The organism is Mycobacterium bohemicum DSM 44277 (genome assembly GCF_001053185.1).
GTDB lineage: Bacteria > Actinomycetota > Actinomycetes > Mycobacteriales > Mycobacteriaceae > Mycobacterium > Mycobacterium bohemicum.
Genome location: NZ_CSTD01000002.1, coordinates 865,372 through 876,721 on the forward strand (window position 1 = coordinate 865,372; position 11,350 = coordinate 876,721).

The window sequence follows — 11,350 nt, forward strand, 5'->3', positions numbered from 1 at the left end:
TGGCCTCAGTAGCTTCGGGGCAGGCCCAGCGACGTCTGCGCCACGAAGTTCAGCACCATCTCGCGGCTGACCGGGGCGATGCGCCCCAGCCGGGCCGAGGCCAGCATCGCGGCCACGCCGTACTCCTTGGTCAGACCGTTGCCGCCCAAGCACTGCACGGCCTGGTCCACCGATCGGGTGGCAGCCTCGCCCGCGGCGTACTTGGCCATGTTGGCGGCCTCGGCGGCGCCGGCGTCGTCGCCGTTGTCGTAGAGCGTCGCGGCCTTCTGCATCATGAGCTTGGCCAGTTCGACCTCGATGTGGCACTGCGCCAAGGGATGTGACAGACCTTGGTGCGCGCCGATCGGCGTGCCCCAGACCTGACGGGTCTTGACGTAGTCGGCGGCCTTGTTCAGCGCGAACCGGCCCATGCCCACGGAGCTGGCGGCGCCCATGATGCGTTCGGGGTTCAGGCCCGCGAAAAGCTGCGCGATGGCGGCGTCCTGGGCGCCGACGAGCGCGTCGCCGGGCAGCCGGACGTCGTCGAGGAACACCTGGAACTGGCGCTCGGGGCTGATCAGTTCCATCTCGATCGGGGTGTAGGTGAAGCCGGGTGCGTCGGTGGGGACCACGAACAGCGCGGGCCGCAGCTTGCCGGTCTTGGCCTCCTCGGTGCGGCCCACCACCAGCACGGCCTGCGCCTGGTCGACGCCGGAGATGTACACCTTCTGGCCCTTGAGGATCCAGTCACCGCCGTCGCGGCGGGCGGTCGTGGTGATCCGGTGCGAGTTGGAGCCGGCGTCCGGCTCGGTGATGGCGAACGCCATCGTCAGCGAGCCGTCGGCGATGCCGGGCAGCCAGCGCTGCTTCTGCTCGTCGGTGCCGAACTTGCTGATGATGGTGCCGTTGATGGCGGGTGATACCACCATCAGCAACAGCGCGCTGCCCGCGGCGGCCATCTCCTCCATCACCAGGGACAGCTCGTACATGCCGGCGCCGCCGCCGCCGTACTCCTCGGGCAGGTTGACGCCAAGGAAGCCCAGTTTGCCCGCCTCCGACCACAATTCGGTGGTGTGTTCGTGAGCGCGGGCCTTCTTCAGGTAGTACTCGCTGCCGTAGCCGGACGCCCATTCGGACACCGCCTTGCGCAGGGCGCGGCGTTCCTCGTTCTCGACGAAGCTGGTGTCGGTCATTTTCGTTCTCCTTACGCTTCGGGCGCTTCGACCCGTGCCGGGTTTGGATGGTCGTGACCCGCTTCGCCAGGCTCCGCCGTGCTTGCGATCACTCCGAGGACGGCGCCGACCTCCACTTGCTGACCGGTATTGACGTTGAGCTCGACGAGCACGCCGTCGGTCGGTGCGGTGATGGTGTGTTCCATCTTCATCGCCTCCAGCCAGATCAGCGGCTGTCCGGCGCTGACGGTCTCGCCGGCGGCGGCGCCGAGCCGGATGACGTTGCCCGGCATGGGCGCTATCAGCGAGCCGCGTTCCACGGCCGATCCAGGCTCGGGGAACCGCGGCAGCGCCACCAGGTGGACGGGGCCGAGCGGCGAGTCGACGTAGACGTCGTCGCCGTAGCCGGCGACCGAGAAGCGATGGGCCACGCCGTCGCCGGCGGCCAGCACCACCTCGTCGGGCGCCGATGAGACGAGCGTGAGCGACTCGTCGCCGACAATCTCCAAACCGGTCCTGCTGAAACGATATTCGACCCGATGCTCGGTGGCGTCGTCGGCGAGGTAGCTCTTGACCTGATAACCGGAGGCGACGTTTCGCCAGCCGCTCGGGATCGAGCCGAGCACCGGGGCGACCGCGCGATTGTGTGCGGCGTCGGCGAGCGCGGCGGCGATCGCCGAGAGCCGGACCGCGCCGGCATCGGCGAGCGGGGAAGCCAATTCCGCCAAACCGTGGGTGTCGAAGAATGCCGTGTCGGTGGCGCCGTCGAGAAATGCGTTGTGCCGCAGGACGTTCACCAGTAATTCCCGGTTGGTGCGCACGCCGTGCAGCCGCGCCCGTGCCAGCGCGTCGGCCAGCACCAGGGCCGCCTGCCGGCGGGTGGGCGCGTAGGAGATGACCTTGGCCAGCATCGGGTCGTAGTGAATGGACACCGTGGAACCGTCGACCACGCCGGAGTCCAGCCGGACGCCGGTGCGATGCCCCAGAGTGCCGAACTCGGCCCGCACCGCCGGTAGCAAGATGCGGTGCACCGGTCCGGCTTGGGGCTGCCAGCCTTGCGCGGGATCCTCGGCGTAGAGCCGGGCCTCGATCGAATAGCCTTGAGCAACGGGAGGTTCCGGGTCCAGGCGTTCGCCGTCGGCGACGGCGAGTTGCAGTTCGACCAGGTCGAGGCCGGTGGTCTCCTCGGTGACCGGGTGCTCGACCTGCAGCCGGGTGTTCATCTCCAGGAAGTAGAACTCACCCGCGTCGTCGGCGAGGAACTCGACGGTGCCGGCGCCGGCGTAGCCGATGGCGGCGGCCGCCAGCCGCGCCGCGTCGAACAGCTTGGCGCGCATGCCCGCTATGCGCTCCACGAGCGGGGACGGCGCCTCCTCGATGATCTTCTGGTGGCGGCGCTGGATCGAACATTCCCGTTCCCCGACGGCCCACACGGTGCCGTGGTTGTCGGCCAGTACCTGGACCTCGACGTGGTGCCCGGTGGGCAGGTAGCGCTCGCAGAACACCGTCGGGTCGCCGAAGGCGGACTGCGCCTCGCGGCGGGCCGCCGCGACTTCGCCCGGCAGCGCGGCCAATTCGCGAACCACCCGCATGCCGCGGCCGCCGCCACCCGCGGACGCCTTGACCAGGACCGGCAGCTGCGCCTCGGTGACCGAGTCGGGGTCGAGCTCGTCGAGCACCGGCACTCCCGCGGCCGCCATCAGCTTCTTGGACTCGATCTTGGAGCCCATCGCCCGCACCGCGTCCACCGGCGGGCCCACCCAGGTGAGGCCGGCGTCGCCGACGGCCGACGCGAAATCGGCGTTCTCCGAGAGGAATCCGTACCCGGGGTGCACCGCGTCGGCGCCGGCCGCGCGGGCGGCCGCGATGATGGCCTCCGGGTTGAGATAGTCGTTCGTCTTCGGCAACCGCACGCTGGCGTCGGCCTCGGCGACGTGCGGCGCCGCGGCGTCGGGGTCGGTGTAGACCGCGACGGTGCTCACGCCGAGCCGCCGGCAGGTGGCGAAGACCCGTCGGGCGATCTCGCCCCGGTTGGCGACCAGCACTCGAGTGACCATGGGGCTCACATCCGGAAGACGCCGAAGCTCGACGTCCCCTTGATCGGGCCATTGGCGATGGCGGACAGGCAGATTCCCAAGACCGTGCGGGTGTCGCGGGGGTCGATCACCCCGTCGTCGTAGAGCATTCCGGACAAGACCAACGGCAGCGACTCGGCTTCGATCTGCCCCTCGACCGCCGCCCGCATCGCCGCGTCAGCCGCCTCGTCGACCTGCTGTCCGCGGGCCTCGGCGGCGGCGCGGGACACGATCGACAACACTCCCGCCAATTGGGCCCCGCCCATGACGGCGGACTTGGCGCTGGGCCAGGCGAACAGGAACCTCGGGTCGTAGGCCCGCCCGCACATGCCGTAATGCCCGGCGCCGTAGGAGGCACCGATCAGCAGGGAGATGTGCGGGACGGTCGAGTTGGACACGGCATTGATCATCATCGACCCGTGCTTGATCATGCCGCCCTCTTCGTAGTCCTTGCCGACCATGTAGCCGGTGGTGTTGTGCAGGAACAGAAGAGGCGTGTCGCAGCGATTGGCCAGCTGGATGAACTGGGTGGCCTTCTGGGATTCCTCGCTGAAGAGCACCCCGCGCGCGTTGGCCAGGATGCCCAGCGGGTAACCGTGCAGCCGGGCCCAGCCGGTCACCAGCGAGGAGCCGTACATCGGCTTGAATTCGTCGAACTCGGAACCGTCGACGACGCGGGCGATCACCTCCCGGGGGTCGAACGGGATCCGCAGATCGGGCGGCACGATGCCGATCAATTCCTCGGCGTCGAACAGCGGCTCGGCCACCGGCCCGGGCGGCGGTCCCTGCTTGCGCCAGTTCAGCCGTGCCACGATGCGACGCCCGATGCGGATCGCATCGAGCTCGTCGACCGCGAAGTAGTCGGCCAACCCCGAGATGCGGGCGTGCATTTCGGCGCCGCCCAGGGACTCGTCGTCGGACTCCTCGCCGGTGGCCATCTTGACCAGCGGCGGGCCCGCCAGGAACACCTTGGAGCGTTCCTTGATCATGACCACGTGGTCGGACATCCCCGGGATGTAGGCGCCCCCCGCGGTGGAGTTGCCGAAAACCAGTGCGATGGTGGGGATCCCGGCCGCCGACAGCCGCGTCAGGTCCCGGAACATCTGCCCGCCGGGGATGAAGATCTCTTTCTGGGTGGGCAGGTCGGCCCCGCCGGACTCCACCAGCGAGATCACCGGCAGCCGGTTCTCGAAGGCGATCTGGTTGGCGCGCAAAATCTTTCGCAGCGTCCAGGGGTTGCTTGTGCCGCCCTTGACGGTGGGATCGTTGGCGACGATCAGGCACTCCACCCCACAGACCGCGCCGATCCCGGTGACGGTGCTGGCACCGATCTGAAACGCGCTGCCCCAGGCGGCCAGCGGGCTCAGCTCGAGGAAGGGCGAATCGGGGTCGACGAGCAGCTCGATGCGCTCGCGGGCGGTCAGCTTGCCCCGGGCGTGATGGCGTTCGACGTACTTGGGGCCCCCGCCGGCAAGCGCTTTGGCGAGTTCGCCGTCGATCTCAGCGAGCTTGTCGATCGCCGCCGAGGCCGCCTCCGCGTAGGCGGGTGACTGCGGGTCGAGCGTGGACTGCAGCGCGGTCATGACCACCGCCGACGATGCAGAGGGGGCACCCCCAGCCGCGCAGCGGCGAGGGGGACGGAGCGATGAGGAGGAGGCGGTGTAATCATGACTGGTATCCAAGGGATTTCGCCGCCAGGGCGGTAAGGATCTCGGTGGTGCCGCCGCCGATGCCGAGAATCCGCATGTCCCGGTATTGGCGTTCGACTTCGGACTCGGCCATGTAGCCCATCCCCCCGAACAGCTGAACGGCCTGGTTGGCGACCCATTCCCCGGCCTCGACGGCGGTGTTCTTCGCGAAGCACACCTGGGCGATCAGGTTGGTCTCGCCCGCCAGCTGACTCTCGACCACATGATGGGTATACACCCGCGCGACGTCGATGCGGCGGGCCATCTCGGCGAGCGTGTTCTGCACCGACTGACGCGAAATCAGCGGCCGGCCGAACGTCTCGCGATCGCGGCACCATTGCAGGGTGAGGTCCAGACATCGTTGCGCACTCGAATACGCCTGCGCGGCAAGCCCGACCCGCTCCGCGACGAAGGCCTGCGCGATCTGGACGAATCCGCTGTTCTGCGCGCCGATCAGGTTGGCCGCCGGCACCCGGACGTCCGCGAACGACAGCTCCGCGGTGTCCGACGATCGCCAACCCATCTTCTCCAGCTTGCGGCTGACCTCGAACCCGGGTGTGCCCTTCTCGACGACCAGCAGCGAAACCCCCGCCGCCCCCGGGCCGCCGGTGCGCACCGCGGTGACCACGTAGTCGGCGCGCACGCCCGAGGTGATGTACGTCTTGGCGCCGTTGACGACGTAGTGGTCACCGTCGCGGACCGCCGACGTCCGCAGGTGGCCGACGTCCGAACCGCCCCCGGGCTCGGTGATGGCCAACGCGCCGATCTTCTCGCCGGCCAGCGTCGGCCGCACGAACTCCTCGATGAGCCGGGTGTCGCCCGAGGCGATCATGTGCGGCACGGCGATGCCGCAGGTGAACAGCGACGCGAAAACGCCTCCCGGCGCGCCGCTTTGATGGACCTCCTCGCAGATGATGACCGAGTCGGCGCCGTCTCCGCCGCCACCGCCGACCGCCTCGGGGAAGCCGGCACCCAGCAGCCCGGCCGCCCCGGCGCGTCGGTGCAGATCGCGCGGCAGCTCGCCGGTGCGCTCCCACTCGTCGGCGTGCGGCAGGATTTCGCGTTCGGTGAAGGAGCGCACCGTCTTTCGCAACTGCTCGCGCTCCGGCGTGGTCCAAAGATTCACAGCAGCCCTTCCGGGATGTCGACGTGACGGCTGCGCAGCCACTCGCCCAGGCCCTTGGCCTGGGGGTCGAACCGCGCCTGGTAGGCCACCCCCTGTCCGAGGATGCCCTCGATGACGAAGTTCACCGCCCGCAGGTTGGGCAGGAGGTGCCGGGCGACGTCGAGCTCGGCGGCCTCGGGCAGCAGCTCCTTGAGGAGGTCGACGGTCAGCGTGTGGGCCAGCCATCGCCACTGGTCGTCGGTGCGTACCCACACCCCGATGTTTGCCGATCCGCCCTTGTCGCCGCTGCGGGCGCCGGCGATGCGGCCCAGTGGCACGCGCCGGGTCGGCTCGGCGGGCAGCGGGTCGGGCAACGGCGCCGGATCGGCGGGCGACAGCTGCAAAGTCTCGCTGGCGCAAGGGATGTCGACGCGGCTGCCGTCGGCGTGCACGGCGACGTGCGGCACGCGTGCCGCGTCGACATAGCCGGCGGTAAACACGCCGTACACCTGACCGTCGCCCGGCGGCGCCGTCACATGGAAGCCCGGGTAGCTGGCGAGCGCCAATTCGACCGCGGCCGAGGAGAATTGGCGCCCCACGTTGGCGGGGTCGGGATCGCGGACGACGCAGTGCAGCAGGGCGCTGGCCGCCTCCTCGGTGTCGGCGTCGGGGTGGTCGGTGCGCGCCAGCGTCCACTGCAACTCGGCGGGCTTGACGGTCAACGCCGCCTCCAGCTGCCGGCGCACCAGCTCGGCCTTGGCCTCGATGTCCAGGCCGGTCAGCACGAATGTCATCGCGTTGCGGAAGCCGCCGATGGCGTTCAGCGACACCTTGAGCGTGGGCGGCGGCGGCTCGCCGCGCACGCCGCTGATGCGCACCCGGTCGGGGCCGTCCGCGGACAGCTCGACGGTGTCCATCCGGACGGTGACGTCGGGGTTGGCGTAGCGGGCGCCGGTGATCTCGTACAGCAGTTGCGCGGTGACGGTGTCCACGCTGACCAGGCCGCCGGTGCCCGGGTGCTTGGTGATCACCGACGAGCCGTCGGCGCTGACCTCCGCGAGCGGGAAACCGGCGTGAGTCAGGTCGGGGACCTCGGTGAAATAGGAGTAGTTGCCGCCGGTGGCCTGGACGCCGCATTCGATGACGTGGCCGGCGACCACCGCGCCGGCGAGCCGGTCGTAGTCGGTGCGTCCCCAGCCGAAGTGCGCCGCGGCCGCTCCGACGATCACCGAGGCGTCGGTGACCCGGCCGGTCACCACGACGTCGGCCCCTTCCTTGAGACAGTCGACGATGCCCCACGCGCCCAGGTAGGCGTTCGCGGTCAGCGGCGTGCCCAGCCCGAGTTCCGCCGCGCGCGCCAGCAGGTCGTCGCCCTCGACGTGCGCGACCCGGGCGCTGATGCCCAGCCGCTCGGCGAGCGCGCGTATCGCCCCGGCCAGCCCGGCGGGGTTGAGGCCGCCGGCGTTGGCGACGATGCGGACCCCACGGTCGCGGGCCTCGCCGAGGCAGTCCTCGAGCTGGGTCAGGAAGGTCTTGGCGTAGCCGCGTTCGGGGTGCTTCATCTTGTCGCGCCCGAGGATGAGCATCGTCAGTTCGGCCAGGTAGTCGCCGGTGAGGTAGTCCACGTCCCCGCCGGTGAGCATCTCGCGCATCGCGGAGAGCCGGTCGCCGTAGAACCCCGAGCAGTTCGCGATCCGGACGGCGTCGAGTGACGCCATGCACACCCTCCCTCCCGGGATCCCGATGAGCGCAACCAACCAACCGGTAGGTTAGCCGGTGGCGCCGGTGCCACGTCAAGGTGCTCGGCTTCTACGCACGGTGACCCGCCACGGCCGCGACACTGACGCCACGCACACGACACGCCGCCGCGGCCCGCCGTGGTTTCAGTCTCGAGCGCGACCCGCGCGCGACCGCGAGGCGTCCGTTTTGGCCACCAGCAGGCCACCGACTATTCTGTAGCCAATCGTCACGCGTTCGGCCCCCGGCCATGCCGCGCGATGCACCACCCCAGCTTCACCATCGAAGCCCCACCATCGAGGAGACAGGCCCCACCATGGCCGTACCCAAGCGCAGAATGTCGCGCGCGAACACCCGAAGCCGGCGCGCGCAGTGGAAGGCCACCAAGACCGAGCTCGTCGGTGTCACCGTGGCGGGTCAGAAGCACAAAGTGCCGCGGCGCCTGCTCAAGGCGGCCCGCCTCGGGCTCATCGATCTCGACCGCCGTTAACTCCCTCATCCGGCGCGCCTCTCAGGCCGCTCTCAGGCGCTAGGGCGAAACTGGTGGCCGTGCGCATACTTGTCGTCGACGACGATCGCGCGGTGCGCGAGTCACTGCGCAGGTCGCTGTCGTTCAATGGCTATACGGTCGATCTGGCCCATGACGGTGTCGAGGCGCTCGAGATGATTGCCAGCGACCGTCCCGACGCCCTCGTTCTCGACGTGATGATGCCGCGGCTGGACGGTCTGGAGGTGTGCCGGCAGCTGCGCAGCACCGGCGACGACCTGCCGATCCTGGTGCTCACGGCCCGCGATTCGGTCTCCGAGCGGGTCGCCGGCCTGGACGCCGGCGCCGACGACTACCTGCCGAAGCCGTTCGCCCTCGAGGAGCTGCTGGCCCGGATGCGGGCGCTGTTGCGCCGCACCAAGCCCGACGACGACGCCGAGTCGATCGCCATGAAATTCTCCGATCTGACGCTGGACCCGGTGACCCGCGAAGTCGCCCGCGGTGAGCGCCAGATCAGCCTGACCCGCACCGAGTTCTCCCTGCTGGAGATGCTGATCGCCAACCCGCGGCGGGTGTTGACCCGCAGCCGCATCCTGGAAGAGGTCTGGGGCTTCGACTTTCCCACCTCCGGCAACGCGCTGGAGGTGTACGTGGGATACCTGCGCCGAAAGACCGAGGCCGAAGGCGAGCCGCGACTGATCCACACGGTGCGAGGGGTGGGATACGTCCTTCGGGAGACGCCCCCGTGACGATTCGGGTCCGCCGATGATCCGGTTGGACCGGCACCGGCGCGCACCGCGGCGAGCGCCCAGCTCGCTGTCCTTGCGGTGGCGGGTGATGCTGCTGGCGATGTCGATGGTGGCCATGGTCGTCGTGTTGATGGCGTTCGCCGTCTACGCGGTGATCGCCGCGGCGCTGTACGGCGACATCGACAACCAACTGCAGAGCCGGGCGCAACTGCTGATCGCCAGCGGGTCCCTGGCCGCCGACCCGGGCAAGGCCATCGAGGGCACCGCCTACTCCGACGTCAACGCGATCCTGATCAACCCCGGTCACTCGGTCTACTCCGCGCAGCAGCCCGGGCAGACGCTGCCGGTGGGCGCGCCGGAGCAGGCGGTCATCCACGGCGACCTGCTCATGTCGCGGCGCACCGCGTCGGACCAGCGCATCCTTGCCATCCACCTGCAGAACGGCAGCTCCCTGCTGATCTCCAAGAGCCTCAAGCCCACTCAGGTGGTCATGACCAGGCTGCGCTGGGTGCTGCTGATCGTGGGCGGCATCGGGGTGGCCGTGGCCGCCGTGGCCGGCGGCATGGTGACCCGGGCGGGGTTGCGTCCCGTCGCCCGGCTGACCGAGGCGACGGAGCGGGTGGCGCGCACCGACGACCTGCGCCCCATTCCGGTCTTCGGCAGCGACGAATTGGCGCGGCTCACCGAGGCGTTCAACCTGATGCTGCGCGCGCTGGCCGAATCCCGCGAGCGCCAGGCGCGGTTGGTCACCGATGCCGGACACGAACTGCGGACCCCGCTGACGTCGCTGCGCACCAACGTGGAGCTGCTGATGGCGTCGATGGCGCCCGGCGCGCCGCGGCTGCCGGAGCAGGAGATGGTGGAGCTGCGCGCCGACGTGCTGGCCCAGATCGAGGAATTGTCTACTCTGGTGGGCGATTTGGTGGACCTGACCCGTGACGATGCCGGTCAGGTGGTGCACGAGCCGGTCGACATGTCCGAGGTGGTCGATCGCAGCCTGGAACGGGTTCGGCGGCGCCGCAACGACATTCACTTCGACGTCGACGTGGTCCCGTGGCAGGTGTACGGCGACGCGGCCGGGTTGTCGCGCGCGGTGCTCAACCTGATGGACAACGCCGCGAAGTGGAGCCCGCCGGGCGGCCACGTCGGCGTGACGATGAGGCAACTCGACGCGTCGCACGCCGAGCTGGTGGTGTCCGATCAGGGGCCGGGGATCCCGCCGCACGAACGGCGCCTGGTCTTCGAGCGGTTCTACCGGTCGACCACGGCGCGGGCGATGCCGGGCTCGGGCCTGGGGTTGGCGATCGTCAAGAAGGTCGTGGTCAATCACGGGGGCCTGCTTCGCATCGAGGACACCGTGCCCGGCGGACAGCCGCCCGGGACGTCGATCTACGTGCTGTTGCCCGGCCGCCGCGTGCCGGCACCAAGCTATCCGTCGTCCGTCGGCGACGCGTCCGACGCGCCGACCGACTCCGGGGCGGACCCGCACCCGCCCGCATTCGGCCGCCGGGAGAACTTTCACGATTCGACGAACGTTGTCTCAGTGGACTCTCAGTCCACGCAGGCAAGGTAGGTCTGCAGTTACTGTTGGAAACCGAACCCGACAGTGAGCCGAAGATACGAATTAGAGGAAGAGCGACGTAGCGCCATGACGAATGACCCGAGGTATTCGCCACCGCCGCAGCAGCCCGGATACCGTGCTGCGCCGCAGCAGCCAGCCCAGCAGCCTGGGTCGCCGGCGTATGCCCAGGGGCATCCGCAACCGTATGGCCAGGAGTTCGACTGGCGGTACCGGCAGCCGCAGCAATCCCAACCCACGCAGTCAAGCCCCTACGCTCAGCCGTACGAGACCTACGGCGGCACCGGGCCGATCCGGGTTCCCGGCGGCACCGGCCCCGGCCAGATCCCCGGCGGCCCGGGGCCGATCCCCGGCGGGAGCGGCCCCATCACCGGGATGTACCCACCGATGCCCCGCCAGCCCGCTATGGAACCCCAAAAGCGTTCTCGCGCAGGACTTCTCGCGGTCGGTGCGCTGACGATCGCGATGGTTTCCGCCGGTATCGGCGGCGTCGCGGCCACGGCCGTCGAGGTGGGGATGCACACGCCCGGAACCAAGGGCGGCGGGCTCATCTCGGGGGCGCCCAGCGTGCCGGCGGCCAACATGCCGCCCGGCAGCGTGGAGCAGGTGGCCTCGAAGGTGGTGCCCAGCGTCGTGATGCTCGAGACCGATCTGGGACGCCAGTCCGAGGAGGGGTCGGGCATCATCCTGTCGGCCGACGGGCTGATCCTGACCAACAACCACGTCGTCGCCGCCGCCGCCAATCCCGGCAAGCCGCCCGGTGCGCCCGGCGCGCCCGG

8 protein-coding genes and 1 pseudogene are annotated in these 11,350 nt (G+C 69.8%); 4 read left to right on the forward strand and 5 right to left on the reverse strand.

The window, feature by feature from the left end; all coding sequences use genetic code 11:
- Nucleotides 1-5: 5 nt before the first annotated feature.
- The 5 genes from BN971_RS14400 to BN971_RS14420 form a co-directional block, all read right to left on the reverse strand.
- Nucleotides 6-1,172, reverse strand: coding sequence for an acyl-CoA dehydrogenase family protein (locus tag BN971_RS14400; RefSeq protein WP_085181444.1), 1,167 nt, complete (start codon nt 1,170-1,172; stop codon nt 6-8).
- An 11-nt stretch (nt 1,173-1,183) separates the two neighbouring features.
- A complete protein-coding gene (locus tag BN971_RS14405; RefSeq protein ID WP_085181443.1) occupies nt 1,184-3,208 on the reverse strand; it encodes an ATP-binding protein in 2,025 nt (674 codons plus the stop codon).
- Nucleotides 3,209-3,213: 5 nt separating this feature from the next.
- Nucleotides 3,214-4,809: an acyl-CoA carboxylase subunit beta gene (locus tag BN971_RS14410; protein WP_085181486.1), complete on the reverse strand. Its 1,596-nt coding sequence runs from the start codon at nt 4,807-4,809 to the stop codon at nt 3,214-3,216.
- An 82-nt stretch (nt 4,810-4,891) separates the two neighbouring features.
- Entirely contained in the window at nt 4,892-6,040 is a 1,149-nt protein-coding gene (locus tag BN971_RS14415) for an acyl-CoA dehydrogenase family protein (protein ID WP_085181442.1), read from the reverse strand.
- Nucleotides 6,037-7,737 carry an acyclic terpene utilization AtuA family protein gene (locus tag BN971_RS14420; RefSeq protein ID WP_085181441.1) on the reverse strand — a complete coding sequence of 567 codons (1,701 nt, stop codon included), beginning with the start codon at nt 7,735-7,737 and terminating at the stop codon, nt 6,037-6,039. The genes BN971_RS14415 and BN971_RS14420 overlap by 4 nt, the downstream gene beginning before the upstream one ends.
- Nucleotides 7,738-8,072: 335 nt before the next feature.
- Between BN971_RS14420 and rpmF the strand changes: the two genes are divergently transcribed.
- From rpmF to BN971_RS14445, 4 genes and pseudogenes are all read left to right on the forward strand, one after another.
- On the forward strand, nt 8,073-8,246 hold the full coding sequence (gene rpmF, locus BN971_RS14425; RefSeq protein ID WP_007168835.1) for a 50S ribosomal protein L32: 174 nt from the start codon (nt 8,073-8,075) through the stop codon (nt 8,244-8,246).
- Between the two features lie 59 nt (nt 8,247-8,305).
- Nucleotides 8,306-8,992, forward strand: coding sequence for a response regulator transcription factor (locus tag BN971_RS14430; RefSeq protein WP_085181485.1), 687 nt, complete (start codon nt 8,306-8,308; stop codon nt 8,990-8,992).
- 16 nt (nt 8,993-9,008) lie between these two features.
- Nucleotides 9,009-10,565 (forward strand): HAMP domain-containing sensor histidine kinase, encoded by a 1,557-nt coding sequence (locus tag BN971_RS14435; RefSeq protein WP_085181440.1) that lies wholly within the window; start codon nt 9,009-9,011, stop codon nt 10,563-10,565.
- A 75-nt stretch (nt 10,566-10,640) separates the two neighbouring features.
- Nucleotides 10,641-11,350, forward strand: a pseudogene (locus BN971_RS14445) (S1C family serine protease); the annotation flags it as partial.

Excerpts from the sequence above, each read along its gene's own strand:
- rpmF (WP_007168835.1), top strand. The coding sequence starts at position 8,073 with ATGGCCGTACCCAAGCGCAGAATGTCGCGCGCGAACACCCGAAGCCGG.
- BN971_RS14405 (WP_085181443.1), bottom strand. The coding sequence starts at position 3,208 with ATGGTCACTCGAGTGCTGGTCGCCAACCGGGGCGAGATCGCCCGACGG.
- BN971_RS14410 (WP_085181486.1), bottom strand. The coding sequence starts at position 4,809 with ATGACCGCGCTGCAGTCCACGCTCGACCCGCAGTCACCCGCCTACGCG.
- BN971_RS14420 (WP_085181441.1), bottom strand. The coding sequence starts at position 7,737 with ATGGCGTCACTCGACGCCGTCCGGATCGCGAACTGCTCGGGGTTCTAC.
- BN971_RS14435 (WP_085181440.1), top strand. The coding sequence starts at position 9,009 with ATGATCCGGTTGGACCGGCACCGGCGCGCACCGCGGCGAGCGCCCAGC.
- BN971_RS14400 (WP_085181444.1), bottom strand. The coding sequence starts at position 1,172 with ATGACCGACACCAGCTTCGTCGAGAACGAGGAACGCCGCGCCCTGCGC.